Annotated in this window: 29 protein-coding genes, 3 tRNA genes and 4 rRNA genes; 26 read left to right on the forward strand and 10 right to left on the reverse strand. The window is 50.1% G+C overall.

From position 1 onward, the window contains the following. Window positions 1–2: 2 nt before the first annotated feature. The 13 genes from rpsE to arfA all read left to right on the forward strand — a co-directional run bounded on the left by rpsE (window position 3) and on the right by arfA (window position 6,801). A complete protein-coding gene (gene rpsE, locus AABJ99_RS02370) occupies window positions 3–506 on the forward strand; it encodes a 30S ribosomal protein S5 (protein ID WP_000940121.1) in 504 nt (167 codons plus the stop codon). 3 nt (window positions 507–509) lie between these two features. Next, window positions 510–689: a 50S ribosomal protein L30 gene (rpmD, locus tag AABJ99_RS02375; protein ID WP_001140433.1), complete on the forward strand. Its 180-nt coding sequence runs from the start codon at window positions 510–512 to the stop codon at window positions 687–689. Window positions 690–692: 3 nt separating this feature from the next. After that, complete coding sequence (gene rplO / locus AABJ99_RS02380; RefSeq protein WP_025840285.1) at window positions 693–1,127, forward strand: 50S ribosomal protein L15; 435 nt, start codon at window positions 693–695, stop codon at window positions 1,125–1,127. Between the two features lie 7 nt (window positions 1,128–1,134). Next, a complete protein-coding gene (secY, locus tag AABJ99_RS02385) occupies window positions 1,135–2,466 on the forward strand; it encodes a preprotein translocase subunit SecY (RefSeq protein WP_001118861.1) in 1,332 nt (443 codons plus the stop codon). Window positions 2,467–2,497: 31 nt separating this feature from the next. Then, the gene (gene rpmJ / locus AABJ99_RS02390; protein WP_000868187.1) at window positions 2,498–2,614 is read left to right on the forward strand and encodes a 50S ribosomal protein L36; all 117 of its coding nucleotides are present in this window, start codon (window positions 2,498–2,500) and stop codon (window positions 2,612–2,614) included. A 146-nt stretch (window positions 2,615–2,760) separates the two neighbouring features. Next, a complete protein-coding gene (rpsM, locus tag AABJ99_RS02395) occupies window positions 2,761–3,117 on the forward strand; it encodes a 30S ribosomal protein S13 (protein ID WP_000090775.1) in 357 nt (118 codons plus the stop codon). Between the two features lie 16 nt (window positions 3,118–3,133). Continuing rightward, window positions 3,134–3,523, forward strand: a complete 390-nt coding sequence (gene rpsK, locus AABJ99_RS02400; RefSeq protein ID WP_001029684.1) for a 30S ribosomal protein S11 — start codon at window positions 3,134–3,136, stop codon at window positions 3,521–3,523. A gap of 33 nt (window positions 3,524–3,556) precedes the next feature. Further along, a complete protein-coding gene (rpsD, locus tag AABJ99_RS02405; RefSeq protein ID WP_000135224.1) occupies window positions 3,557–4,177 on the forward strand; it encodes a 30S ribosomal protein S4 in 621 nt (206 codons plus the stop codon). Window positions 4,178–4,202: 25 nt separating this feature from the next. Next, window positions 4,203–5,192 (forward strand): DNA-directed RNA polymerase subunit alpha, encoded by a 990-nt coding sequence (gene rpoA / locus AABJ99_RS02410; protein ID WP_001162094.1) that lies wholly within the window; start codon window positions 4,203–4,205, stop codon window positions 5,190–5,192. Window positions 5,193–5,232: 40 nt separating this feature from the next. Further along, window positions 5,233–5,616, forward strand: coding sequence for a 50S ribosomal protein L17 (gene rplQ, locus AABJ99_RS02415; protein WP_001216368.1), 384 nt, complete (start codon window positions 5,233–5,235; stop codon window positions 5,614–5,616). A 106-nt stretch (window positions 5,617–5,722) separates the two neighbouring features. After that, window positions 5,723–6,091: a DUF1992 domain-containing protein gene (gene yhdN, locus AABJ99_RS02420; RefSeq protein ID WP_039021470.1), complete on the forward strand. Its 369-nt coding sequence runs from the start codon at window positions 5,723–5,725 to the stop codon at window positions 6,089–6,091. A 10-nt stretch (window positions 6,092–6,101) separates the two neighbouring features. Continuing rightward, window positions 6,102–6,527 (forward strand): Zn(2+)-responsive transcriptional regulator, encoded by a 426-nt coding sequence (zntR, locus tag AABJ99_RS02425; RefSeq protein WP_000285607.1) that lies wholly within the window; start codon window positions 6,102–6,104, stop codon window positions 6,525–6,527. Between the two features lie 55 nt (window positions 6,528–6,582). Continuing rightward, window positions 6,583–6,801: an alternative ribosome-rescue factor ArfA gene (arfA, locus tag AABJ99_RS02430; protein ID WP_000092697.1), complete on the forward strand. Its 219-nt coding sequence runs from the start codon at window positions 6,583–6,585 to the stop codon at window positions 6,799–6,801. Here arfA and mscL read toward each other — a convergent pair. From mscL to def, 5 genes are all read right to left on the reverse strand, one after another. Then, the gene (gene mscL / locus AABJ99_RS02435) at window positions 6,798–7,208 is read right to left on the reverse strand and encodes a large-conductance mechanosensitive channel protein MscL (RefSeq protein WP_000022442.1); all 411 of its coding nucleotides are present in this window, start codon (window positions 7,206–7,208) and stop codon (window positions 6,798–6,800) included. The two genes, arfA and mscL, sit on opposite strands and share 4 nt — an antisense overlap. A 129-nt stretch (window positions 7,209–7,337) precedes the next feature. Next, a complete protein-coding gene (trkA, locus tag AABJ99_RS02440) occupies window positions 7,338–8,714 on the reverse strand; it encodes a Trk system potassium transporter TrkA (RefSeq protein WP_000691382.1) in 1,377 nt (458 codons plus the stop codon). Between the two features lie 21 nt (window positions 8,715–8,735). Then, entirely contained in the window at window positions 8,736–10,025 is a 1,290-nt protein-coding gene (gene rsmB / locus AABJ99_RS02445) for a 16S rRNA (cytosine(967)-C(5))-methyltransferase RsmB (RefSeq protein WP_039021471.1), read from the reverse strand. A gap of 50 nt (window positions 10,026–10,075) precedes the next feature. Next, the gene (fmt, locus tag AABJ99_RS02450) at window positions 10,076–11,023 is read right to left on the reverse strand and encodes a methionyl-tRNA formyltransferase (protein ID WP_000004452.1); all 948 of its coding nucleotides are present in this window, start codon (window positions 11,021–11,023) and stop codon (window positions 10,076–10,078) included. Between the two features lie 14 nt (window positions 11,024–11,037). Beyond that, window positions 11,038–11,547, reverse strand: a complete 510-nt coding sequence (def, locus tag AABJ99_RS02455) for a peptide deformylase (protein ID WP_000114984.1) — start codon at window positions 11,545–11,547, stop codon at window positions 11,038–11,040. Between the two features lie 129 nt (window positions 11,548–11,676). On the opposite strand from def, the gene dprA reads away from it, so the two are divergent. Genes dprA through yrdB form a run of 6 tightly spaced genes read left to right on the forward strand, consistent with a single transcriptional unit; the run spans window position 11,677 to window position 15,471 of the window. After that, window positions 11,677–12,801, forward strand: coding sequence for a DNA-protecting protein DprA (gene dprA / locus AABJ99_RS02460; protein WP_039021472.1), 1,125 nt, complete (start codon window positions 11,677–11,679; stop codon window positions 12,799–12,801). Beyond that, complete coding sequence (gene smg / locus AABJ99_RS02465) at window positions 12,773–13,246, forward strand: DUF494 family protein Smg (RefSeq protein ID WP_000460672.1); 474 nt, start codon at window positions 12,773–12,775, stop codon at window positions 13,244–13,246. Before dprA ends, smg begins: the two co-directional genes overlap by 29 nt. A gap of 28 nt (window positions 13,247–13,274) precedes the next feature. Further along, window positions 13,275–13,817 (forward strand): DNA topoisomerase family protein, encoded by a 543-nt coding sequence (gene yrdD, locus AABJ99_RS02470; protein WP_001129718.1) that lies wholly within the window; start codon window positions 13,275–13,277, stop codon window positions 13,815–13,817. Window positions 13,818–13,821: 4 nt separating this feature from the next. Then, entirely contained in the window at window positions 13,822–14,394 is a 573-nt protein-coding gene (gene tsaC / locus AABJ99_RS02475) for an L-threonylcarbamoyladenylate synthase type 1 TsaC (protein ID WP_001353637.1), read from the forward strand. Between the two features lie 4 nt (window positions 14,395–14,398). Then, window positions 14,399–15,217 (forward strand): shikimate dehydrogenase, encoded by an 819-nt coding sequence (gene aroE, locus AABJ99_RS02480; protein WP_039021473.1) that lies wholly within the window; start codon window positions 14,399–14,401, stop codon window positions 15,215–15,217. Then, complete coding sequence (gene yrdB, locus AABJ99_RS02485; RefSeq protein WP_001070585.1) at window positions 15,214–15,471, forward strand: DUF1488 domain-containing protein; 258 nt, start codon at window positions 15,214–15,216, stop codon at window positions 15,469–15,471. Before aroE ends, yrdB begins: the two co-directional genes overlap by 4 nt. Here the strand turns inward: yrdB and yrdA are convergent. Next, the gene (yrdA, locus tag AABJ99_RS02490) at window positions 15,447–16,001 is read right to left on the reverse strand and encodes a gamma carbonic anhydrase family protein (RefSeq protein ID WP_001286209.1); all 555 of its coding nucleotides are present in this window, start codon (window positions 15,999–16,001) and stop codon (window positions 15,447–15,449) included. The two genes, yrdB and yrdA, sit on opposite strands and share 25 nt — an antisense overlap. A gap of 472 nt (window positions 16,002–16,473) precedes the next feature. Between yrdA and AABJ99_RS02495 the strand changes: the two genes are divergently transcribed. The 7 genes from AABJ99_RS02495 (at window position 16,474) to rrf (AABJ99_RS02525) (ending at window position 21,960) form a co-directional block, all read left to right on the forward strand. Continuing rightward, window positions 16,474–18,015: ribosomal RNA gene (locus AABJ99_RS02495) — 16S ribosomal RNA — on the forward strand. Window positions 18,016–18,083: 68 nt separating this feature from the next. Next, window positions 18,084–18,160: transfer RNA gene (locus AABJ99_RS02500), tRNA-Ile, on the forward strand. Window positions 18,161–18,202: 42 nt separating this feature from the next. Further along, window positions 18,203–18,278: transfer RNA gene (locus tag AABJ99_RS02505), tRNA-Ala, on the forward strand. Window positions 18,279–18,461: 183 nt separating this feature from the next. Beyond that, window positions 18,462–21,365: ribosomal RNA gene (locus AABJ99_RS02510) — 23S ribosomal RNA — on the forward strand. A gap of 95 nt (window positions 21,366–21,460) precedes the next feature. Then, window positions 21,461–21,576 (forward strand): 5S ribosomal RNA (rrf, locus tag AABJ99_RS02515). Between the two features lie 153 nt (window positions 21,577–21,729). Further along, window positions 21,730–21,805 (forward strand) — tRNA-Thr (locus tag AABJ99_RS02520). 39 nt (window positions 21,806–21,844) lie between these two features. Further along, a 5S ribosomal RNA gene (gene rrf, locus AABJ99_RS02525) occupies window positions 21,845–21,960 on the forward strand. Together the 16S, 23S and 5S rRNA genes with 3 tRNA genes alongside form the textbook arrangement of a ribosomal RNA operon. A gap of 231 nt (window positions 21,961–22,191) precedes the next feature. On the opposite strand, the gene yhdZ is transcribed toward rrf (AABJ99_RS02525), so the two are convergent. The 4 genes from yhdZ to AABJ99_RS02545 form a co-directional block, all read right to left on the reverse strand. Further along, the gene (yhdZ, locus tag AABJ99_RS02530; protein WP_000078345.1) at window positions 22,192–22,950 is read right to left on the reverse strand and encodes an amino acid ABC transporter ATP-binding protein; all 759 of its coding nucleotides are present in this window, start codon (window positions 22,948–22,950) and stop codon (window positions 22,192–22,194) included. A gap of 7 nt (window positions 22,951–22,957) precedes the next feature. Continuing rightward, complete coding sequence (gene yhdY / locus AABJ99_RS02535) at window positions 22,958–24,061, reverse strand: amino acid ABC transporter permease (protein WP_039021309.1); 1,104 nt, start codon at window positions 24,059–24,061, stop codon at window positions 22,958–22,960. Between the two features lie 9 nt (window positions 24,062–24,070). After that, window positions 24,071–25,252, reverse strand: coding sequence for an amino acid ABC transporter permease (gene yhdX, locus AABJ99_RS02540; RefSeq protein ID WP_039021310.1), 1,182 nt, complete (start codon window positions 25,250–25,252; stop codon window positions 24,071–24,073). A 67-nt stretch (window positions 25,253–25,319) separates the two neighbouring features. Then, on the reverse strand, window positions 25,320–26,345 hold the full coding sequence (locus AABJ99_RS02545; protein ID WP_000738584.1) for an amino acid ABC transporter substrate-binding protein: 1,026 nt from the start codon (window positions 26,343–26,345) through the stop codon (window positions 25,320–25,322). Window positions 26,346–26,511 lie beyond the last annotated feature (166 nt).

Consider the following 26,511-nt stretch of genomic DNA (forward strand, 5'->3'; position numbering starts at 1 on the left):
AGATGGCTCACATCGAAAAACAAGCTGGCGAACTGCAGGAAAAGCTGATCGCGGTAAACCGCGTATCTAAAACCGTTAAAGGTGGTCGTATTTTCTCCTTCACAGCTCTGACTGTAGTTGGCGATGGTAACGGTCGCGTTGGTTTTGGTTACGGTAAAGCGCGTGAAGTTCCAGCAGCGATCCAGAAAGCGATGGAAAAAGCCCGTCGCAATATGATTAACGTCGCGCTGAATAACGGCACTCTGCAACACCCTGTTAAAGGTGTTCATACGGGTTCTCGCGTATTCATGCAGCCGGCTTCCGAAGGTACCGGTATCATCGCCGGTGGTGCAATGCGCGCCGTTCTGGAAGTCGCTGGGGTTCATAACGTTCTGGCTAAAGCGTATGGTTCCACCAACCCGATTAACGTGGTTCGTGCAACTATCGATGGCCTGGAAAATATGAATTCTCCAGAAATGGTCGCTGCCAAGCGTGGTAAATCCGTTGAAGAAATTCTGGGGAAATAAACCATGGCAAAGACTATTAAAATTACTCAAACCCGCAGTGCAATCGGTCGTCTGCCGAAACACAAGGCAACGCTGCTTGGCCTGGGTCTGCGTCGTATTGGTCACACCGTAGAGCGCGAGGATACTCCTGCTATTCGCGGTATGATCAACGCGGTTTCCTTCATGGTTAAAGTTGAGGAGTAAGAGATGCGTTTAAATACTCTGTCTCCGGCCGAAGGCTCCAAAAAGGCGGGTAAACGCCTGGGTCGTGGTATCGGTTCTGGCCTCGGTAAAACCGGTGGTCGTGGTCACAAAGGTCAGAAGTCTCGTTCTGGCGGTGGCGTACGTCGCGGTTTCGAGGGTGGTCAGATGCCTCTGTACCGTCGTCTGCCGAAATTCGGCTTCACTTCTCGTAAAGCAGCGATTACAGCCGAAGTTCGTCTGTCTGACCTGGCTAAAGTAGAAGGCGGTGTTGTAGACCTGAACACGCTGAAAGCGGCTAACATTATCGGTATCCAGATCGAGTTCGCGAAAGTGATCCTGGCTGGCGAAGTAACTACTCCGGTAACTATTCGTGGCCTGCGTGTTACTAAAGGCGCTCGTGCTGCTATCGAAGCTGCTGGCGGTAAAATCGAGGAATAAGTAGCAGATGGCTAAACAACCGGGATTAGATTTTCAAAGTGCCAAAGGTGGCTTAGGCGAGCTGAAACGCAGACTGTTGTTTGTTATCGGTGCGCTGATTGTGTTCCGTATTGGCTCTTTTATTCCGATCCCTGGTATTGATGCCGCTGTACTTGCCAAACTGCTTGAGCAACAGCGAGGCACCATCATTGAAATGTTTAACATGTTCTCTGGTGGTGCTCTCAGCCGTGCTTCTATCTTTGCTCTGGGGATCATGCCGTATATTTCGGCATCGATCATTATCCAGCTGCTGACGGTGGTTCACCCAACGTTGGCAGAAATTAAGAAAGAAGGGGAGTCTGGTCGTCGTAAGATCAGCCAGTACACCCGCTACGGTACTCTGGTGCTGGCAATATTCCAGTCGATCGGTATTGCTACCGGTCTGCCGAATATGCCTGGTATGCAAGGCCTGGTCATTAACCCGGGCTTTGCATTCTACTTCACCGCTGTTGTAAGTCTGGTCACAGGAACCATGTTCCTGATGTGGTTGGGCGAACAGATTACTGAACGAGGTATCGGCAACGGTATTTCAATCATTATCTTCGCCGGTATTGTCGCGGGACTCCCGCCAGCCATTGCCCATACTATCGAGCAAGCGCGTCAAGGCGACCTGCACTTCCTCGTGTTGCTGTTGGTTGCAGTATTAGTATTTGCAGTGACGTTCTTTGTTGTATTTGTTGAGCGTGGTCAACGCCGCATTGTGGTAAACTACGCGAAACGTCAGCAAGGTCGTCGTGTCTATGCTGCACAGAGCACACATTTACCGCTGAAAGTGAATATGGCGGGGGTAATCCCGGCAATCTTCGCTTCCAGTATTATTCTGTTCCCGGCGACCATCGCGTCATGGTTCGGGGGCGGTACTGGTTGGAACTGGCTGACAACAATTTCGCTGTATTTGCAGCCTGGGCAACCGCTTTATGTGTTACTCTATGCGTCTGCAATCATCTTCTTCTGTTTCTTCTACACGGCGTTGGTTTTCAACCCGCGTGAAACAGCAGATAACCTGAAGAAGTCCGGTGCATTTGTACCAGGAATTCGTCCGGGAGAGCAAACGGCGAAGTATATCGATAAAGTAATGACCCGCCTGACCCTGGTTGGTGCGCTGTACATTACCTTTATCTGCCTGATCCCGGAGTTCATGCGTGATGCAATGAAAGTACCGTTCTACTTCGGTGGGACCTCACTGCTTATCGTTGTTGTCGTGATTATGGACTTTATGGCTCAAGTGCAAACTCTGATGATGTCCAGTCAGTATGAGTCTGCATTGAAGAAGGCGAACCTGAAAGGCTACGGCCGATAATTGGTCGCCCGAGAAGTTACGGAGAGTAAAAATGAAAGTTCGTGCTTCCGTCAAGAAATTATGCCGTAACTGCAAAATCGTTAAGCGTGATGGTGTCATCCGTGTGATTTGCAGTGCCGAGCCGAAGCATAAACAGCGCCAAGGCTGATTTTTTCGCATATTTTTCTTGCAAAGTTGGGTTGAGCTGGCTAGATTAGCCAGCCAATCTTTTGTATGTCTGTGCGTTTCCATTTGAGTATCCTGAAAACGGGCTTTTCAGCATGGAACGTACATATTAAATAGTAGGAGTGCATAGTGGCCCGTATAGCAGGCATTAACATTCCTGATCATAAGCATGCCGTAATCGCATTAACTTCGATTTATGGCGTCGGCAAGACCCGTTCTAAAGCCATCCTGGCTGCAGCGGGTATCGCTGAAGATGTTAAGATCAGTGAGCTGTCTGAAGGACAAATCGACACGCTGCGTGACGAAGTTGCCAAATTTGTCGTTGAAGGTGATCTGCGCCGTGAAATCAGCATGAGCATCAAGCGCCTGATGGATCTTGGTTGCTATCGCGGTTTGCGTCATCGTCGTGGTCTCCCGGTTCGCGGTCAGCGTACCAAGACCAACGCACGTACCCGTAAGGGTCCGCGCAAACCGATCAAGAAATAATCGGGGTGATTGAATAATGGCAAAGGCACCAATTCGTGCACGTAAACGTGTAAGAAAACAAGTCTCTGACGGCGTGGCTCATATCCATGCTTCTTTCAACAACACCATCGTGACTATCACTGATCGTCAGGGTAACGCGTTGGGTTGGGCAACAGCCGGTGGTTCCGGTTTCCGTGGTTCTCGCAAATCCACTCCGTTTGCAGCTCAGGTTGCAGCAGAGCGTTGCGCTGACGCCGTGAAAGAATACGGCATCAAGAATCTGGAAGTTATGGTTAAAGGTCCGGGTCCAGGCCGCGAATCTACTATTCGTGCTCTGAACGCCGCAGGTTTCCGCATCACTAATATTACTGATGTGACTCCGATCCCTCATAACGGTTGTCGTCCGCCGAAAAAACGTCGCGTATAACGCCTCGTTTTCCAGGTTTGTTGGAGAAAGAAAATGGCAAGATATTTGGGTCCTAAGCTCAAGCTGAGCCGTCGTGAGGGCACCGACTTATTCCTTAAGTCTGGCGTTCGCGCGATCGATACCAAGTGTAAAATTGAACAAGCTCCTGGCCAGCACGGTGCGCGTAAACCGCGTCTGTCTGACTATGGTGTGCAGTTGCGTGAAAAGCAAAAAGTTCGCCGTATCTATGGTGTGCTGGAGCGTCAGTTCCGTAACTACTACAAAGAAGCAGCACGTCTGAAAGGCAACACCGGTGAAAACCTGTTGGCTCTGCTGGAAGGTCGTCTGGACAACGTTGTATACCGTATGGGCTTCGGTGCCACTCGTGCAGAAGCACGTCAGCTGGTTAGCCATAAAGCAATTATGGTAAACGGTCGTGTTGTTAACATCGCTTCTTATCAGGTTAGTCCGAATGACGTTGTAAGCATTCGTGAGAAAGCGAAGAAGCAGTCTCGCGTGAAAGCCGCTCTGGAGCTGGCTGAGCAGCGTGAAAAGCCAACCTGGCTGGAAGTTGATGCTGGCAAGATGGAAGGTACGTTTAAGCGTAAGCCGGAGCGTTCTGATCTGTCTGCGGACATTAACGAACACCTGATCGTCGAGCTTTACTCCAAGTAAAGCTTAGTACCAAAGAGAGGACACAATGCAGGGTTCTGTGACAGAGTTTCTAAAACCGCGCCTGGTTGATATCGAGCAAGTGAGTTCGACGCACGCCAAGGTGACCCTTGAGCCTTTAGAGCGTGGCTTTGGCCATACTCTGGGTAACGCACTGCGCCGTATTCTGCTCTCATCGATGCCGGGTTGCGCGGTGACCGAGGTTGAGATTGATGGTGTACTACATGAGTACAGCACCAAAGAAGGCGTTCAGGAAGATATCCTGGAAATCCTGCTCAACCTGAAAGGGCTGGCGGTGAGAGTTCAGGGCAAAGATGAAGTTATTCTTACCTTGAATAAATCTGGCATTGGCCCTGTGACTGCAGCCGATATCACCCACGACGGTGATGTCGAAATCGTCAAGCCGCAGCACGTGATCTGCCACCTGACCGATGAGAACGCGTCTATTAGCATGCGTATCAAAGTTCAGCGCGGTCGTGGTTATGTGCCGGCTTCTACCCGAATTCATTCGGAAGAAGATGAGCGCCCAATCGGCCGTCTGCTGGTCGACGCATGCTACAGCCCTGTGGAGCGTATTGCCTACAATGTTGAAGCAGCGCGTGTAGAACAGCGTACCGACCTGGACAAGCTGGTCATCGAAATGGAAACCAACGGCACAATCGATCCTGAAGAGGCGATTCGTCGTGCGGCAACCATTCTGGCTGAACAACTGGAAGCTTTCGTTGACTTACGTGATGTACGTCAGCCTGAAGTGAAAGAAGAGAAACCAGAGTTCGATCCGATCCTGCTGCGCCCTGTTGACGATCTGGAATTGACTGTCCGCTCTGCTAACTGCCTTAAAGCAGAAGCTATCCACTATATCGGTGATCTGGTACAGCGTACCGAGGTTGAGCTCCTTAAAACGCCTAACCTTGGTAAAAAATCTCTTACTGAGATTAAAGACGTGCTGGCTTCCCGTGGACTGTCTCTGGGCATGCGCCTGGAAAACTGGCCACCGGCAAGCATCGCTGACGAGTAACCAGGTCACAGGTTAAGGTTTTACTGAGAAGGATAAGGTCATGCGCCATCGTAAGAGTGGTCGTCAACTGAACCGCAACAGCAGCCATCGCCAGGCTATGTTCCGCAATATGGCAGGTTCACTGGTTCGTCATGAAATCATCAAGACGACTCTGCCTAAAGCGAAAGAGCTGCGCCGCGTAGTTGAGCCGCTGATTACTCTTGCCAAGACTGATAGCGTTGCTAATCGTCGTCTGGCATTCGCCCGTACTCGTGATAACGAGATCGTGGCAAAACTGTTTAACGAACTGGGCCCGCGTTTCGCGAGCCGTGCCGGTGGTTACACTCGTATTCTGAAGTGTGGCTTCCGTGCAGGCGACAACGCGCCGATGGCTTACATCGAGCTGGTTGATCGTTCAGAGAAAGCAGAAGCTGCTGCAGAGTAATCTGAAGCAACGTAAAAAAACCCGCCCCGGCGGGTTTTTTTATACCCGTAGTATCCCCACTTATCTACAATAGCTGTACTCTTTTTGTTCATCCCCTGGAGTATTTATGTGGTTACTTGACCAGTGGGCAGAGCGCCATATAGCAGAAGCGCAAGCGAAAGGTGAGTTTGATAACCTACCTAATAGCGGCGAACCATTAATCCTGGATGATGATTCCCACGTGCCACCAGAATTACGTGCGGGGTATCGCTTGTTGAAGAATGCCGGTTGCTTACCGCCAGAACTTGAGCAGCGGAGGGAAGCAATACAGCTTCTAGATATCCTCAAAGGTATCCGTCATGATGATCCGCAATATCAAGAGGTTAGTCGTCGATTGTCATTACTGGAATTGAAGCTGCGACAAGCTGGATTGAGTACCGATTTTTTACGCGGCGATTATGCTGACAAGTTGTTGGACAAAATCAACGATAACTAGTGGAGTATGTATGTATCGCATTGGTGAGCTGGCAAAAATGGCGGAAGTAACACCCGACACGATTCGTTATTACGAAAAGCAGCAGATGATGGAGCATGAAGTACGCACCGAAGGTGGGTTTCGCCTGTATACTGAAAGCGATCTCCAGCGATTGAAATTTATCCGCCATGCCAGACAACTTGGTTTCAGTCTGGAGTCGATCCGCGAGTTGCTGTCGATCCGTATCGATCCTGAACACCATACCTGTCAGGAGTCAAAAGGCATTGTGCAGGAAAGATTGCAGGAAGTCGAAGCACGGATAGCCGAGTTGCAGAGTATGCAGCGTTCCTTGCAACGCCTTAACGATGCCTGTTGTGGGACCGCTCATAGCAGTGTTTATTGCTCGATTCTTGAAGCCCTTGAACAAGGGGCGAGTGGCGTTAAGAGTGGTTGTTGATTTTTTGCACTGGCGGGATTACACTCGCGCCGTTAAATAACCAACTGGAGTTTTTATGAGCCGATATCAGCATACTAAAGGACAGATAAAAGATAATGCGATAGAAGCATTGCTACATGATCCTTTATTCCGACAGCGTGTAGAGAAAAATAAGAAGGGGAAAGGTAGTTACATGCGGAAAGGAAAACATGGCAATCGGGGAAACTGGGAGGCCAGTGGCAAGAAAGTAAATCACTTTTTTACCACTGGCCTTCTGCTTTCAGGGGCTTTTTAAGAGCGGTTATTCTGCTCTTTCAGCAAATCACGAATTTCTGTCAGTAATACTTCTTCTTTAGTTGGCGCTGGCGCGGCTGCCGGTTCTTCTTTCTTACGATTCAGTTTGTTGATTAGCTTAATTGCCATGAAGATGGCAAAGGCCACAATCAGAAAATCAAAGACGTTTTGAATGAAGACACCGTAATGCATAACGACTGCTGGGATATCCCCTTGCGCATCGCGTAGCGTGACAGCAAACTGTTTAAAGTCGATCCCACCAATTAATAAACCCAGCGGCGGCATGATGATATCTGCAACCAGTGAAGAGACAATCTTACCGAAGGCCGCACCGATAATGACACCCACTGCCAAATCCACCACATTTCCGCGCATTGCAAATTCGCGAAATTCTTTAATAATGCTCATGTTATTCTCCCTATAAAGCCGACAATCATAAGTCTAACAAATGTTAAGCTATTTTCCTGCCGGGAATGAATTTAATTAATCCTTGAAAAGAAAAGGGAAATAATAAGGCGCCAGAAGACGCCTTATTAATTACAAGAAGAAAGGACTTGGCTGGAAGAGACGTTCGACGTCGGTAATAAACTTTTTGTCCGTCAGGAACATAATTACATGATCGCCTTGCTCAATACGCAGATTGTCATTGGCAATCATCACATCATTGCCGCGTACTACAGCACCAATAATCGTTCCTGGTGGTAGCTTGATTTCATCAATGACTCTGCCCACAACGCGTGAGGTGCTTTCATCACCGTGAGCAACAGCTTCAATAGCTTCTGCAACACCGCGGCGCAATGAGGAAACACCAACAATATCGGCTTTTCGCACGTGACTAAGCAACGCAGAGATGGTCGCTTGTTGCGGTGAAATTGCAATATCGATCACGCTCCCCTGAACCAGATCCACATAAGCGCGACGCTGGATCAATACCATCACCTTTTTCGCGCCCATGCGTTTGGCGAGCATGGCGGACATAATATTGGCCTCGTCATCGTTGGTGACGGCAATAAACAGATCAACTTGATCGATGTGCTCTTCAGCCAGCAGTTCCTGATCCGATGCATCACCAAAAAAGACGATCGTATTCTGCAGCTTTTCCGCCAGCTCGGCAGCGCGCTGTTGATTACGCTCGATGAGTTTGACGCTGTAATCTTTTTCCAGACGACGCGCCAGCCCTGCACCGATATTACCGCCGCCAACCAGCATGATCCGCTTATACGGTTTTTCCAGACGTTGCAATTCACTCATCACCGCGCGGATGTGTTGCGAAGCGGCAATAAAGAACACTTCATCACCAGCTTCAACAATGGTCGAACCTTGCGGACGAATAGGGCGATCGTGGCGGAAAATGGCTGCCACACGAGTATCGATATGCGGCATATGTTCGCGCATGGTCGAAAGTGCATTACCAATCAGTGGGCCGCCATAATAGGCTTTAACCACAGCCAGGCTGACTTTACCCTCAGCGAAGTTCACTACCTGCAGCGCGCCGGGATACTCAATCAGTCGGTAAATATTATCGATAACCAGCTGCTCTGGTGCGATCAGATGATCAATCGGTACAGCATCTGAATGAAATAGCTTATCGGCATCGCGCACGTAGTCTGGTGAGCGGATACGAGCGATGCGATTAGGGGTGTTGAAAAGTGAGTAGGCTACCTGGCAGGCAACCATATTGGTTTCATCTGAACTGGTTACAGCAACCAGCATATCGGCGTCGTCGGCACCTGCCTCCCGCAATACGCGTGGATGAGAGCCATGCCCCTGCACGACTCGCAGGTCAAATTTATCCTGCAAGGTCCGCAGACGCTCACCGTTGGTATCGACAACAGTAATATCGTTGTTCTCGCCAACCAGGTTTTCCGCCAGTGTGCCGCCAACCTGGCCGGCACCCAGAATGATAATTTTCATCAGTCGCGACCCGTTATCTCATCACTTTTTGATTAGCTTAGCGTAAAAGAAGCCGTCGCCCTCTTCGGCACCAGGCAGATTTTGCTTACCTGGTTGTTCTGGTGTTCCGGTTTCGCAAAGCATTGCATCTTCTGTGCGTTGCAGAAAGGCTTTAATTTGTTGGCTATTCTCTTCCGGTAACACTGAACAGGTGGCATAGACCAGGGTTCCACCGGATTTTAAATGCGGCCAGATGGCGTCGAGAATTTCAGACTGCAACTGCGCGAGTTCAGGGATATCGCGATCGCGGCGTAACCATTTAATATCCGGATGGCGACGAATCACACCGGTTGCTGAACAAGGCGCATCTAATAAAATGCGATCAAACTGTTGCTCGCCACACCATTGGGAAGGGTAGCGACCATCACCTTGTTTCACGGTCGCCTTCATACCAAGGCGTTTTAAATTGTCGTAAACGCGAGAGAGGCGCTGTTCGTCAATATCAACCGCAAGAACCTGCGCTTCTGGTGCCACCTCAAGGATATGCGTTGTTTTACCGCCGGGGGCAGCGCAAAGATCCAGAATGTGTTCACCGTTTTGTGGCGCAAGCCAGGCCATGCAACCTTGTGCTGATGCATCCTGAACGGTAACCCATCCTTCTTCAAAACCTGGTAGCACATGAACAGGTGCAGGTGTTTCCAGCCGTACAGCATCAGGGTAATCCGCATGCGGGAAACCTTTCATTCCTGCTTCATCCAGCAATGCAAGCCAGCTGTCGCGGGAATGATGCGTACGATTAACGCGCAGCCACATTGGCGGACGCTGGTTATTGGCTTCAATGATGGATTGCCATTGCTCTGGATACGCTTTTTGCAGACGCTTCAGCAACCAGAAAGGATGCAGATAACGTGCATCACTGGCATTAAACTCGGCTAATAACTCTTCTTGCTGACGCTGGAACTGGCGTAATACGCCGTTAATCAACCCTTTAAGTTGCGGACGCTTAATTGCGACAGCACCTTCAACCGTTTCAGCCAGTGCAGCATGAGGTGGAATGCGGGTATAAAGCAGTTGATACAAACCAACCATAATCAGGTAATGCACAGTGCGCTGTTTGCCGGTCATCGGACGGGCCATTAACTTATTAATCAGCCAGTCTAACTGTGAAAGCGTACGCAGTACGCCAAAGCACAACTCTTGAAGAAGTGCTTTGTCTTTATCGGAAACTTTTTGCTGGAGCGGTGGCAGAATGTTGCTTAATGATTGCCCTTGCTCGACGACTTGTTCAACGGCCTGTGCCGCCATACTACGTAAATTACGTTGTTTTTTCATAAATATAAAATAAAAATGCCCGGCAAGACCGGGCTTAGAAGAGTGGACTATCAGGCCAGACGGTTGCCCGGAACAAACCATTCCCGACGAGAATTCAGGAGGTCTTGCGCGCTCATTGCTTTCTTACCCGCAGGTTGTAACGAGAGCAGGTTCAGGATGCCATCACCCGTCGCAACCTGAATGCCTTGTTTGTTGGCTTCAAGGATCGTTCCTGGGGCAGCGTTGGTTGCCGTATCAATGACCGATGCTTTCCAGACTTTAACCGGCTGTCCTTCAATTTCCAGCCAGCTCATCGGCCACGGATTAAAAGCGCGAATGCAGCGTTCAAGCTGTGCTGCCGAGAGTGACCAGTCAATACACGCTTCTTCTTTACTCAACTTTTCGGCGTAAGTGACAAGAGTTTCGTCCTGAACTTCTGGTTTCGCCGTGCCGTCTGCCAGTTGTTTCAATGTGGTGATAAGCCCTTGTGGGCCAAGCTCTGCCAGCTTGTCGTACAGCGTACCACTGGTATCTTCTGCAGTAATCGGGCAGGAGAGCTTATAGAGCATGTCACCGGTGTCTAAACCAACATCCATTTGCATAATGGTCACACCAGTTTCTGCATCACCCGCCCATAGTGAGCGTTGGATTGGTGCAGCACCGCGCCAGCGTGGCAGCAGTGAACCATGAACGTTGATACAGCCAAGACGCGGCATCTCCAGCACAGCTTTCGGCAGAATTAAACCATAGGCGACGACGACCATAACATCAGCCTGCAGGTCGGCGACCAGTTGCTGGTTTTCTTGTGGACGCAGGGAAACAGGTTGAAAAACGGGCAGACCTTTTTCCTCAGCCAGAACTTTAACCGGGCTGGGCATCAGTTTTTTACCGCGTCCTGCCGGTCGGTCTGGCTGGGTGAACACGCCAACGACGTTATGACCAGAAGACAACAGCGCGTCGAGATGACGCGCTGCAAAGTCAGGTGTACCCGCAAAAATAATACGTAGTGATTCTGACACGTTAATTCTTATCCTTAAGCCCGGGCTTTCAGACGATCCAGTTTTTCAACTTTCTGACGAATACGTTGTTGTTTCAGCGGTGACAGATAATCCATAAACAGTTTGCCGACCAGGTGATCCATCTCATGCTGAATACAGATGGCTAACAGACCGTCTGCTTCCAGTTCAAATGGTTTACCGTCGCGGTCCAGGGCGCGAATTTTAACTTTCTCTGCGCGTGGCACTAAAGCACGTTGTTCAGGGATCGACAGGCAACCTTCTTCAATGCCTGTTTCGCCGCTTTTTTCTAAAAGCTCCGGATTGATTAACACCAGCCGTTCGTCACGGTTTTCCGAAACATCAATAACAATGATACGTTGATGGATATCAACCTGGGTTGCCGCCAGGCCAATACCTTCTTCTGCGTACATCGTCTCGAACATATCATCGACGATACGCTGAATTTCTGCATTCACTTCTTCTACCGGTTTAGCAACTTTGCGAAGCCGCTCGTCCGGAATATGTAACACTTGCAAAACTGACATAAATCTCCAGAGATGTGTTCAGGAGTTAGAAAGATTATTTCTTCTATTCTAGACAAATCCCCCTCTGATTGACAGCATCACTGACCAATCGCAAAGATTGCTAAGGCTGCTTATGGCAGGGAGATAAGGATGGTCGATACAGAAATTTGGCTGCGTTTAATGAGCGTCAGCAGCTTGTACGGCGATGATATGGTCCGTATAGCTCACTGGCTGGCAAAACAGTCGCATATTGATGCGGTTATATTGCAACAAACAGGGCTGACATTGCGGCAGGCACAACGCTTTCTTTCATTTCCGCCAAAGAGTATTGAGAGCTCACTTTGTTGGTTGAATCAACCAAACCATCATTTAATCTCAGCGGATAGTGAATTTTATCCTTCCCAACTTCTGGCGACAGCAGATTACCCCGGTGCGCTGTTTGTTGCTGGAGAACTGCGCGCATTGCATTCATTTCAGCTTGCTGTAGTGGGGAGTCGGGCGCATTCATGGTATGGCGAACGCTGGGGACGATTATTTTGCGAAACTCTGGCGACGCGTGGAGTGACAATTACGAGTGGACTGGCGCGAGGAATCGATGGTGTGGCGCATAAAGCGGCCTTGCAGGTGAATGGCGTCAGCATTGCTGTATTGGGGAATGGACTTAATACCATTCATCCCCGCCGCCATGCCCGGCTGGCTACCAGTCTGCTTGAACATGGCGGAGCTCTCGTCTCGGAATTTCCCCTCGATGTTCCACCTCTTGCTTACAATTTCCCGCGAAGAAATCGCATTATCAGTGGTCTAAGTAAAGGTGTACTTGTGGTGGAAGCTGCTTTGCGCAGTGGTTCGCTGGTGACAGCGCGTTGTGCGCTTGAACAGGGGCGAGAAGTTTTTGCCTTGCCAGGTCCAATAGGGAATCCGGGAAGCGAAGGGCCTCACTGGTTAATAAAACAAGGTGCGATTCTTGTGACGGAACCGGAAGAAATTCTGGAAAACTTGCAATTTGGATTGCACTGGTTGCCAGACGCGCCTGAAAATTCATTTTATTCACCAGATCAGGAAGACGTGGCATTGCCATTTCCTGAGCTCCTGGCTAACGTAGGAGATGAGGTAACACCTGTTGACGTCGTCGCTGAACGTGCCGGCCAACCTGTGCCAGAGGTAGTTACTCAACTACTCGAACTGGAGTTAGCAGGATGGATCGCAGCTGTACCCGGCGGCTATGTCCGATTGAGGAGGGCATGCCATGTTCGACGTACTAATGTATTTGTTTGAAACCTATATTCACACAGAAGCTGAGTTGCGTGTGGATCAAGACAAACTTGAACAGGATCTTACCGACGCAGGATTTGATCGAGAAGATATCTACAATGCCCTGCTTTGGCTGGAAAAGCTTGCGGATTATCAGGAAGGACTGGCAGAACCGATGCAACTGGCCTCTGATCCACTCTCCATGCGTATTTATACCCCTGAAGAGTGTGAAAGACTGGATGCCAGCTGTCGTGGTTTTCTGCTTTTCCTTGAGCAAATTCAGGTGCTTAACCTTGAAACCCGTGAAATGGTGATAGAGCGAGTGCTCGCGCTGGATACCGCTGAGTTCGACCTGGAAGACCTGAAATGGGTAATCCTGATGGTGTTGTTCAATATTCCGGGCTGCGAAAATGCGTACCAGCAAATGGAAGAATTACTCTTTGAAGTGAATGAAGGTATGCTGCATTAATCATTTCTTTAATTCAGCATAAGTTGTTATGGCGAAATCAGCACTGTTCACGGTGCGTAATAATGAGTCCTGCCCAAAGTGCGGGGCTGAACTGGTTATTCGATCCGGGAAACACGGTCCGTTTCTTGGATGCTCACAGTATCCGGCGTGTGACTACGTCCGTCCTCTGAAATCTTCAGCGGATGGACATATCGTCAAAGTTCTGGAGGGACAGATTTGCCCTGCATGCGGCGCAAATCTGGTCTTACGCCAGGGGCGCTTTGGTATGTTTGTTGGTTGCAGTAACTATCCTGAATGCGAACATACCGAACTTATCGATAAACCGGACGAAACAGCAATTACCTGTCCCCAATGTCGGACGGGCCATCTGGTCCAGCGCCGCTCCCGTTATGGCAAAACATTTCATTCCTGTGATCGCTACCCGGAGTGTCAATTTGCCATTAACTTCAAACCTATAGCCGGAGAATGCCCTGAGTGTCATTATCCGCTACTCATCGAAAAGAAAACCGCGCAGGGTGTAAAACACTTTTGTGCCAGTAAACAATGTGGAAAGCCGGTTTCGGCGGAATAATAACGTGAATAATAACCTGCAAGGAGACGCTATCGCAGCTGCGATAGATGTCCTCAATGAAGAACGTGTCATCGCCTATCCCACGGAAGCCGTTTTCGGTGTCGGGTGCGATCCTGATAGCGAAACAGCAGTGATGAGACTGTTGGAACTAAAACAGCGTCCGGTTGATAAGGGGCTGATTTTAATCGCGGCAAATTACGAGCAGCTTAAACCCTATATTGATGACTGCATGCTGACTGATGCGCAGCGTGAAACCATTTTTTCTCGCTGGCCAGGTCCCGTCACCTTTGTCTTTCCCGCGCCTGCGACAACACCGCGCTGGTTGACAGGCCGCTTTGATTCGCTTGCTGTACGAGTCACCGACCATCCGTTGGTGGTTGCTTTGTGCCAGGCTTATGGTAAACCGCTGGTTTCTACCAGTGCCAACTTGAGTGGATTGCCGCCTTGTCGAACAGTAGACGAAGTTCGCGCACAATTTGGCGCAGCGTTCCCGGTTGTGCCTGGTGAAACGGGAGGGCGTTTAAATCCTTCAGAAATCCGCGATGCCCTGACGGGTGAACTGTTTCGACAGGGGTAACATAATGGAAAACTATGCTGTTTTTGGTAATCCAATAGCCCACAGCAAATCGCCATTCATTCATCAGCAATTTGCTCAGCAATTGAATATTGAACATCCCTATGGGCGCGTGCTGGCACCTATCAATGATTTCATTAACACACTGAACGCTTTCTTTAGTGCTGGTGGTAAAGGAGCGAATGTGACGGTGCCTTTTAAAGAAGAGGCCTTTGCCAGAGCTGATGAACTTACTGAACGGGCAGCGTTGGCTGGTGCTGTTAATACCCTCAAGCGGTTAGAAGATGGACGCCTGCTGGGTGACAATACCGATGGCGTAGGCTTGTTAAGCGATCTGGAACGTCTGTCTTTTATCCGCCCTGGTTTACGTATTCTACTCATCGGCGCTGGTGGGGCGTCTCGTGGTGTATTACTTCCACTCCTTTCTCTGGACTGCGCGGTGACAATCACTAATCGGACGCTACCCCGCGCGGAAGAGTTGGCTAAATTGTTTGCGCACACGGGCAGTATTCAGGCGTTGGGTATGGACGAACTGGAGGGGCATGAGTTCGATCTCATTATTAATGCAACATCCAGTGGCATCAGTGGTGATATTCCCGCGATCCCGGCATCGCTCATTCATTCAGGCATTTGTTGCTATGACATGTTCTATCAGAAAGGAAAAACACCTTTTCTGGCATGGTGTGAGCTGCGAGGTTCAAAGCGTAATGCGGATGGATTGGGGATGCTGGTGGCACAGGCGGCTCATGCCTTTCTTCTCTGGCACGGTGTTCTGCCTGACATAGAACCAGTTATAAAGCAATTGCAGGAGGAGTTGTCCGCGTGAATCAGGCCATCCAGTTTCCGGACAGGGAAGAGTGGAACGAGAGTAAAAAATGCGTTTGTTTTCCCGCTCTTGTAAATGGTATGCAGCTCACTTGCGCTATTACTGGAGAGAGTCTGGCGAACCGCTTTGCAGGAGATACGCCAGAACAGTGGTTAGCGAGTTTTCGCCAGCATCGCTGGGACCTGGAAGAAGAAGCAGAAAGCTTGATTCAGGATCAAAGCGAAGATGATCAAGGTTGGGTTTGGTTACCCTGATCCAGATACTCGTCCTTCCATTTCACGTAGTTATTCGCGGAATAGCGTAACCCGGCCTTCTCTTCATCACTTAACGGGCGGATCTGTTTGACGGGGCTACCGAGATACAGATATCCGCTCTCCAGCCGTTTATTTTGTGGGACCAGGCTACCCGCACCAATCATCACATCATCTTCTACTATTGCACCATCAAGTAAAATTGATGCCATCCCAACCAACACTCGATTGCCAATGGTACAGCCGTGGAGCATCACCTTGTGACCAACAGTGACATCTTCGCCAATGGTTAATGGGTTGCCATCTGGGTTGTACGAGGATTTATGAGTGACATGCAACATACTGCCATCCTGGATATTGGTGCGTGCTCCGATCTGTACATAATGTACATCTCCACGAATCACAACGAGCGGCCAGATCCCCACATCATCAGCCAGACGAACGTCACCAATCACGACGCTGCTATCGTCGATCATTACGCGCTGACCGATTTGTGGAAAAAGATCGCGGTATGGGCGTAAAACATCAGACATACTCACCTCAACAATAAATGATTTCCTAATGACTTTGGGTGCATTATTGGCCTAGTGCAAGTCTTTTAGTATGCAAAAAAGCACCGTTTTGTGTGCGAATGCAGCAAAAAGGGTGAAAAAACAACAAACAGAAAAAAAGATCAAAAAAGTACTTGTGCAAAAAATTGGGATCCCTATAATGCGCCTCCGTTGAGACGACAACGTGAAACACTTCACAAGATGGTCGTAACAACAAAGAGAAAAAATCCTGAAATTCAGGGTTGACTCTGAAAGAGGAAAGCGTAATATACGCCACCTCGCGACAGTGAGCTGAAAGCCGCGTCGCAACTGCTCTTTAACAATTTATCAGACAATCTGTGTGGGCACTCGAAGATACGGATTCTTAACGTCGCAAGACGAAAAATGAATACCAAGTCTCAAGAGTGAACACGTAATTCATTACGAAGTTTAATTCTTTGAGCATCAAACTTTTAAATTGAAGAGTTTGATCATGGCTCAGATTGAACGCTGGCGGCAGGCCTAACACATGCAAGTCGAACGGTAACAGGAATCAGCTTGCTGATTTGCTGACGAGTGGCGGACGGGTGAGTAATGTCTGGGAAACTGCCTGATGGAGGGGGATAACTACTGGAAACGGTAGCTAATACCGCATAATGTCGCAAGACCAAAGAGGGGGACCTTCGGGCCTCTTGCCATCGGATGTGCCCAGATGGGATTAGCTAGTAGGTGGGGTAACGGCTCACCTAGGCGACGATCCCTAGCTGGTCTGAGAGGATGACCAGCCACACTGGAACTGAGACACGGTCCAGACTCCTACGGGAGGCAGCAGTGGGGAATATTGCACAATGGGCGCAAGCCTGATGCAGCCATGCCGCGTGTATGAAGAAGGCCTTCGGGTTGTAAAGTACTTTCAGCGGGGAGGAAGGGAGTAAAGTTAATACCTTTGCTCATTGACGTTACCCGCAGAAGAAGCACCGGCTAACTCCGTGCCAGCAGCCGCGGTAATACGGAGGGTGCAAGCGTTAATCGGAATTACTGGGCGTAAAGCGCACGCAGGCGGTTTGTTAAGTCAGATGTGAAATCCCCGGGCTCAACCTGGGAACTGCATCTGATACTGGCAAGCTTGAGTCTCGTAGAGGGGGGTAGAATTCCAGGTGTAGCGGTGAAATGCGTAGAGATCTGGAGGAATACCGGTGGCGAAGGCGGCCCCCTGGACGAAGACTGACGCTCAGGTGCGAAAGCGTGGGGAGCAAACAGGATTAGATACCCTGGTAGTCCACGCCGTAAACGATGTCGACTTGGAGGTTGTGCCCTTGAGGCGTGGCTTCCGGAGCTAACGCGTTAAGTCGACCGCCTGGGGAGTACGGCCGCAAGGTTAAAACTCAAATGAATTGACGGGGGCCCGCACAAGCGGTGGAGCATGTGGTTTAATTCGATGCAACGCGAAGAACCTTACCTGGTCTTGACATCCACGGAAGTTTTCAGAGATGAGAATGTGCCTTCGGGAACCGTGAGACAGGTGCTGCATGGCTGTCGTCAGCTCGTGTTGTGAAATGTTGGGTTAAGTCCCGCAACGAGCGCAACCCTTATCCTTTGTTGCCAGCGGTCCGGCCGGGAACTCAAAGGAGACTGCCAGTGATAAACTGGAGGAAGGTGGGGATGACGTCAAGTCATCATGGCCCTTACGACCAGGGCTACACACGTGCTACAATGGCGCATACAAAGAGAAGCGACCTCGCGAGAGCAAGCGGACCTCATAAAGTGCGTCGTAGTCCGGATTGGAGTCTGCAACTCGACTCCATGAAGTCGGAATCGCTAGTAATCGTGGATCAGAATGCCACGGTGAATACGTTCCCGGGCCTTGTACACACCGCCCGTCACACCATGGGAGTGGGTTGCAAAAGAAGTAGGTAGCTTAACCTTCGGGAGGGCGCTTACCACTTTGTGATTCATGACTGGGGTGAAGTCGTAACAAGGTAACCGTAGGGGAACCTGCGGTTGGATCACCTCCTTACCTTAAAGAACTGTTCTTTGCAGTGCTCACACAGATTGTCTGATGAAAATGAGCAGTAAAACCTCTACAGGCTTGTAGCTCAGGTGGTTAGAGCGCACCCCTGATAAGGGTGAGGTCGGTGGTTCAAGTCCACTCAGGCCTACCAAATTTGCACCGCAAATTTGAAGAGGTTTTAACTACATGTTATGGGGCTATAGCTCAGCTGGGAGAGCGCCTGCTTTGCACGCAGGAGGTCTGCGGTTCGATCCCGCATAGCTCCACCATCTCTGTAGTGATTAAATAAAAAATACTTCAGAGTGTACCTGCAAAGGTTCACTGCGAAGTTTTGCTCTTTAAAAATCTGGATCAAGCTGAAAATTGAAACACTGAACAACGAGAGTTGTTCGTGAGTCTCTCAAATTTTCGCAACACGATGATGAATCGCAAGAAACATCTTCGGGTTGTGAGGTTAAGCGACTAAGCGTACACGGTGGATGCCCTGGCAGTCAGAGGCGATGAAGGACGTGCTAATCTGCGATAAGCGTCGGTAAGGTGATATGAACCGTTATAACCGGCGATTTCCGAATGGGGAAACCCAGTGTGATTCGTCACACTATCATTAACTGAATCCATAGGTTAATGAGGCGAACCGGGGGAACTGAAACATCTAAGTACCCCGAGGAAAAGAAATCAACCGAGATTCCCCCAGTAGCGGCGAGCGAACGGGGAGCAGCCCAGAGCCTGAATCAGTGTGTGTGTTAGTGGAAGCGTCTGGAAAGGCGCGCGATACAGGGTGACAGCCCCGTACACAAAAATGCACATATTGTGAGCTCGATGAGTAGGGCGGGACACGTGGTATCCTGTCTGAATATGGGGGGACCATCCTCCAAGGCTAAATACTCCTGACTGACCGATAGTGAACCAGTACCGTGAGGGAAAGGCGAAAAGAACCCCGGCGAGGGGAGTGAAAAAGAACCTGAAACCGTGTACGTACAAGCAGTGGGAGCCTCTTTATGGGGTGACTGCGTACCTTTTGTATAATGGGTCAGCGACTTATATTCTGTAGCAAGGTTAACCGAATAGGGGAGCCGAAGGGAAACCGAGTCTTAACTGGGCGTTAAGTTGCAGGGTATAGACCCGAAACCCGGTGATCTAGCCATGGGCAGGTTGAAGGTTGGGTAACACTAACTGGAGGACCGAACCGACTAATGTTGAAAAATTAGCGGATGACTTGTGGCTGGGGGTGAAAGGCCAATCAAACCGGGAGATAGCTGGTTCTCCCCGAAAGCTATTTAGGTAGCGCCTCGTGAATTCATCTCCGGGGGTAGAGCACTGTTTCGGCAAGGGGGTCATCCCGACTTACCAACCCGATGCAAACTGCGAATACCGGAGAATGTTATCACGGGAGACACACGGCGGGTGCTAACGTCCGTCGTGAAGAGGGAAACAACCCAGACCGCCAGCTAAGGTCCCAAAGTCATGGTTAAGTGGGAAACGATGTGGGAAGGCCCAGACAGCCAGGATGTTGGCTTAGAAGCAGCCATCATTTAAAGAAAGCGTAATAGCTCACTGGTCGAGTCGGCCTGCGCGGAAGATGTAACGGGGCTAAACCATGCACCGAAGCTGCGGCAGCGACACTATGTGTTGTTGGGTAGGGGAGCGTTCTGTAAGCCTGTGAAGGTGTGCTGTGAGGTATGCTGGAGGTATCAGAAGTGCGAATGCTGACATAAGTAACGATAAAGCGGGTGAAAAGCCCGCTCGCCGGAAGACCAAGGGTTCCTGTCCAACGTTAATCGGGGCAGGGTGAGTCGACCCCTAAGGCGAGGCCGAAAGGCGTAGTCGATGGGAAACAGGTTAATATTCCTGTACTTGGTGTTACTGCGAAGGGGGGACGGAGAAGGCTATGTTGGCCGGGCGACGGTTGTCCCGGTTTAAGCGTGTAGGCTGGTTTTCCAGGCAAATCCGGAAAATCAAGGCTGAGGCGTGATGACGAGGCACTACGGTGCTGAAGCAACAAATGCCCTGCTTCCAGGAAAAGCCTCTAAGCATCAGGTAACATCAAATCGTACCCCAAACCGACACAGGTGGTCAGGTAGAGAATACCAAGGCGCTTGAGAGAACTCGGGTGAAGGAACTAGGCAAAATGGTGCCGTAACTTCGGGAGAAGGCACGCTGATATGTAGGTGAAGCGACTTGCTCGTGGAGCTGAAATCAGTCGAAGATACCAGCTGGCTGCAACTGTTTATTAAAAACACAGCACTGTGCAAACACGAAAGTGGACGTATACGGTGTGACGCCTGCCCGGTGCCGGAAGGTTAATTGATGGGGTTAGCGGTAACGCGAAGCTCTTGATCGAAGCCCCGGTAAACGGCGGCCGTAACTATAACGGTCCTAAGGTAGCGAAATTCCTTGTCGGGTAAGTTCCGACCTGCACGAATGGCGTAATGATGGCCAGGCTGTCTCCACCCGAGACTCAGTGAAATTGAACTCGCTGTGAAGATGCAGTGTACCCGCGGCAAGACGGAAAGACCCCGTGAACCTTTACTATAGCTTGACACTGAACATTGAGCCTTGATGTGTAGGATAGGTGGGAGGCTTTGAAGTGTGGACGCCAGTCTGCATGGAGCCGACCTTGAAATACCACCCTTTAATGTTTGATGTTCTAACGTTGGCCCGTAATCCGGGTTGCGGACAGTGTCTGGTGGGTAGTTTGACTGGGGCGGTCTCCTCCTAAAGAGTAACGGAGGAGCACGAAGGTTGGCTAATCCTGGTCGGACATCAGGAGGTTAGTGCAATGGCATAAGCCAGCTTGACTGCGAGCGTGACGGCGCGAGCAGGTGCGAAAGCAGGTCATAGTGATCCGGTGGTTCTGAATGGAAGGGCCATCGCTCAACGGATAAAAGGTACTCCGGGGATAACAGGCTGATACCGCCCAAGAGTTCATATCGACGGCGGTGTTTGGCACCTCGATGTCGGCTCATCACATCCTGGGGCTGAAGTAGGTCCCAAGGGTATGGCTGTTCGCCATTTAAAGTGGTACGCGAGCTGGGTTTAGAACGTCGTGAGACAGTTCGGTCCCTATCTGCCGTGGGCGCTGGAGAACTGAGGGGGGCTGCTCCTAGTACGAGAGGACCGGAGTGGACGCATCACTGGTGTTCGGGTTGTCATGCCAATGGCACTGCCCGGTAGCTAAATGCGGAAGAGATAAGTGCTGAAAGCATCTAAGCACGAAACTTGCCCCGAGATGAGTTCTCCCTGACTCCTTGAGAGTCCTGAAGGAACGTTGAAGACGACGACGTTGATAGGCCGGGTGTGTAAGCGCAGCGATGCGTTGAGCTAACCGGTACTAATGAACCGTGAGGCTTAACCTTACAACGCCGAAGATGTTTTGGCGGATTGAGAGAAGATTTTCAGCCTGATACAGATTAAATCAGAACGCAGAAGCGGTCTGATAAAACAGAATTTGCCTGGCGGCCTTAGCGCGGTGGTCCCACCTGACCCCATGCCGAACTCAGAAGTGAAACGCCGTAGCGCCGATGGTAGTGTGGGGTCTCCCCATGCGAGAGTAGGGAACTGCCAGGCATCAAATTACGAAGAATGGCACTGACCTTTGAGGCAGTTCACTACTCGATAAGAGAGTAGGACAAAAGCGAAAGCTTTTGAACGTTGCGAAGCAACGGCCCGAAGGGTGAATCGCGAAGTGATTCATAAACTGCCAGGCATCAAATTAAGCGTGCTGATATGGCTCAGTTGGTAGAGCGCACCCTTGGTAAGGGTGAGGTCCCCAGTTCGACTCTGGGTATCAGCACCACTTTTTAGGTTAAAGTTCGGCAGATTAGAAAAGAATTTGTCTGGCGGCAGTAGCGCGGTGGTCCCACCTGACCCCATGCCGAACTCAGAAGTGAAACGCCGTAGCGCCGATGGTAGTGTGGGGTCTCCCCATGCGAGAGTAGGGAACTGCCAGACATCAAATAAAACAAAAGGCTCAGTCGGAAGACTGGGCCTTTTGTTTTATCTGTTGTTTGTCGGTGAACACTCTCCCAAGTAGGACAAATCCGCCGGGAGCGGATTTGAACGTTGCGAAGCAACGGCCCGGAGGGTGGCGGGCAGGACGCCCGCCATAAACTGCCAGACATCAAATCAAGTGAAAGGCCATCCGAAAGGATGGCCTTTTTGCGTTCAGAATCCATGTAAAACTTAATGGATTACCTGCGATAAAAATGTCCTTGTACGCTCTGATTTAGGATGCGCAAAAAACTCATCCGGTGCAGCTTGTTCCACTATCTCCCCACGATCCATAAAAATCACCCGATCAGCGACGGTTCGCGCAAACCCCATCTCGTGCGTTACGCACAACATAGTCATACCTGACTGCGCCAGCCCAATCATTGTATCCAGCACTTCTTTCACCATCTCCGGATCGAGCGCAGACGTAGGTTCGTCAAACAGCATGATCTTTGGTTTCATACAAAGTGAACGTGCTATGGCAACGCGTTGCTGCTGACCACCAGAAATCTGTCCGGGAAACTTCTGGGCATGTTCGGCAATTCTTACTCGCTCAAGATAATGCATCGCCAGAGCTTCAGCCTCTTTCTTAGGCATCTTGCGTACCCAAATCGGTGCCAGGGTACAGTTCTGTAGAACGGTCAGATGAGGGAAGAGATTGAAATGCTGAAAGACCATTCCCACTTCCTGCCTGACACGCTCAATATTGCGGATATCTTCATTAAGTTCGATGCCATCTACCACGATTCGTCCCTGTTGATGTTCTTCCAGATGATTAATACAGCGAATGGTTGTCGATTTCCCCGAACCAGAAGGGCCACACAGAACGATTCGTTCTCCCGGTTGTACGGTTAAATTAATATTTTTCAGAACATGGAATTGTCCATACCATTTATTGACGTTTTCCAGCGTAATCATCGCGTTAGCAGGTTGCAGTAAAATTTGGCTCATAGTGTCCTCAATGCGGTGTACGTCCGGTGTTAAAACGTTTTTCCAGATGTTGGCTATAACGTGACATGCTGAAACAGAAGATCCAGTAAATCAGTGCGGCGAAAACATAACCTTCCGTCGACATACCCAACCAGGCGGGATCAACGGTTGCCTGCTGAACGCTACTGAAAAGATCGAACAACCCGATGATGATCACCAGGCTGGTATCTTTGAAGAGTGCGATGATGGTATTTACCAGCCCAGGAATCACCAGCTTCAACGCCTGTGGCAGAATAACCAGCCCCTGGGTTTTCCAGTAACCCAACGCCAGCGACTCTGCCGCTTCATATTGCCCTTTAGGCAGCGCCTGTAATCCGCCTCGCACGACTTCCGCAACATATGCTGACTGAAACAGGATCACGCCAACCAGCGCGCGGATCAGTTTGTCGATGCTGATGCCTTCTGCCATAAACAGCGGCAGCATGACCGAAGACATAAACAATACGGTGATTAGCGGTACGCCGCGCCAGAACTCGATAAAAATGACTGACAAGATACGCACAATTGGCATATGGGAGCGGCGACCTAACGCCAGTAAAATCCCCCACGGTAGCGCTCCCGCAATCCCAACTGATGCAATAATTAAAGTGAGCGTCAGCCCGCCCCATTGCCTGGTTTCAACCCGCTCAAGACCAAGAAACCCGCCATACATCAGCCACCAGACAATCAGTGGGTAAATCACCGCCCATACCGCAATATAGCGACCGCGATACGGGAGTATTTTCCAGAACATTGGTGCGATCGACACAAGCCCAATCAGTAATGCGAGGTTAATTCGCCAGCGTTGGTCGTGTGGGTAAAGCCCATACATAAACTGACCAAATCGTTCGTGGATGAAGACCCAACAGGCACCGGCTTTTGTGCAGTCGGCACGCGTTGAGCCAACCCAGTTAGCCTGCAAAAATGCCCAGTTCAGCAACGGTGGGATCAGTTCCCACATCAACCATATGCAGCCAATAGTCAGCAGGCTATTGCTCAAGCTGGAGAACAGATTTTTTCGCACCCACACCATCGCGCGGCTTGAGTTATGGCTCGCCGGGCGCGGGGGATGAGACAGCAATACTTTTGTCATCATGACTCCTTAGCGTTCAACGATCGCGATGCGGCGGTTATAGATATTCATCAGCAGCGAGATAGTCAGGCTGATAATCAGATAGACCGACATGGTCATGGCTATCGTCTCGATGGCTTGCCCCGTCTGATTCAGCACGGTGCCGGCAAACAGCGAAACCATATCGGGATAGCCAATAGCGGCGGCAAGAGAGGAGTTTTTGACGATGTTGAGATACTGGCTGGTTAACGGTGGAATAATCACCCGCAATGCCTGGGGAATAATGACCTGGCGTAGCGTAACCGGGTTGGGTAATCCCAGTGACCGAGCCGCTTCATGTTGACCATAAGGCACCGCCTGAATCCCGGCGCGGATAATCTCGGCGATAAATGCAGAGGTATAAACCGAAAGCGCCAGCGTTAAGGCTGCCAGTTCAGGAATTAAAACCATCCCGCCGCGGAAATTAAAACCTTGTAGGGCTGGAACATCCCAGTGCAGTGCCGCGCCAAAAAGCCATTGCGCCAGTAAAGGCAAACCGATGATCAACACAACGGCGACCGGCCAGGTTCGGCGCAATTGTCCGGTCTTTATCTGGTACGTTTTATTAAAACGGAATATTCCAACAGAAATGGCTATAGCAATAACAACAGTCAGGATAAACGCAATAAATCCGTCTCCCAGCTGCGGCGACGGAATATAAAGCCCACGATTGCTCAAAAAGGCCAGATCAAACGCACTCTCTGCCTGGCGTGGTCCGGGCAAATTGCGCAACACGGCAAAGTACCAGAAGAAGATTTGCAGTAGCGGCGGAATATTACGGAAGATCTCAATATAAATTGTGGAAAGCTTTCGTAGCAGCCAGTTATCCGAAAGTCGTGCCAGACCGATAAAGAAGCCCAGAACAGAAGCGAATACAATACACAATGCAGAAACCAGCAGCGTATTGAGTAAGCCAACAATGAAAACGCGTCCGTAGGTATCACCCTGCTGGTAATCGATCAAATGCTGGATAATACCGAAGCCAGCGCCGCGGTCCAGGAAGGCAAAACCTGAAGTAATGCCGCGATTACTGAGATTCGTTACGGTGTTGTGAAATAACCAACCAATAATGCCGACAACAGCAACAACGGCAAGGATCTGGAATAACCAGGCGCGAACCGTAGGGTTGGCAAAGGAGAGTGAGCCTTTAACGGTTGAGCGGCGATGAGACATAGAAACCTCGGAAAGCATAACGCTGAAGAGAGCGCCGCCGTAGCGACGCTCGTTACCTCACACCGACTTAACGCACGGGCGGCGCGTACTGAATACCGCCGTTATTCCAGAGATTATTTTGCCCACGTTTAATCTTCAGGGGGCTTTCTGAACCTACGTTACGCTCAAAAATTTCCGAGTAATTACCCACCTGTTTGATGATGTTGTAAGCCCATTTATTATCCAGCTTCAGATCTTTACCGTAATCGCCCTCTTTACCCAGCAGATGCGCCATATCAGGCGTTGCAGGATTAGCCGCTTTTTCATCAACGTTTTGCGAATTAACGCCCATCTCTTCAGCATTCAGCATGGCGAAAAGCGTCCAGCGCACTATAGAGAACCATTCATCATCGCCACGACGAACTACCGGCCCAAGCGGTTCTTTAGAGATAACTTCCGGTAAAACAATCCATTCAGCTGGGTTGCTTAATTTGATGCGCAGGGCATACAGTTGTGATTGATCCGAGGCCAGCGTATCGCAGCGACCAGATTCCAGTGCCTTCGCAGATTCGTCAGAGCGATCGAAAGTCACTGGTGTGTACTTCATATTGTTTGCCTTGAAGTAATCGGCGACGTTGAGTTCGGTATCAGTACCCGCCTGAATACAGACTGTTGCGCCATCCAGTTCTTTCGCGCTTTTTAATCCCGCTTTATCGTGCGTCAGGAAACCAATGCCGTCATAATAAGTGACGCCAGTAAATGCCATTCCCATACCGGCATCGCGAGAGGAAGTCCAGGTCGTATTACGGGAGAGCAAATCCACCTCCCCTGACTGTAAAGCCGTGAAGCGTTCTTTTGCAGTGAGCGGGGTATATTTCACTTTCGTGTCGTCACCAAATACAGCTGCCGCAACACCACGACAAACATCTACATCAATACCTGAAAACTTACCGTCAGCATCGGCATAAGAGAACCCAGGTAATCCATCACTGATCCCGCATTGCACAAAACCTTTTTTCTGAACGGCATCAAGCGTCGCGCCAGCATGCGCCTGATTTGCAACGGCAAGCAGCACGCTGGCGGCAGCCAGTGTGGCTATCATCATCTTTTTCATAATGCTTCCTGTGAGGCGAAAATTATCGTTATAGGACGTTTGGGAAACGTCTTTTACCTGTCTGTGGCCATCCTCTTATAAGCAAAAGTAGTGCCAGCTTTTGCGCACGATTTCGCGTCGCAATAAGCTGAGTGTAGACAGGAAATAATAAAAACAGCGCCCCGCA

Origin of the sequence: Escherichia coli, assembly GCF_036503815.1 — a bacterium.
Classification (GTDB): Bacteria; Pseudomonadota; Gammaproteobacteria; order Enterobacterales; family Enterobacteriaceae; genus Escherichia; species Escherichia coli_F.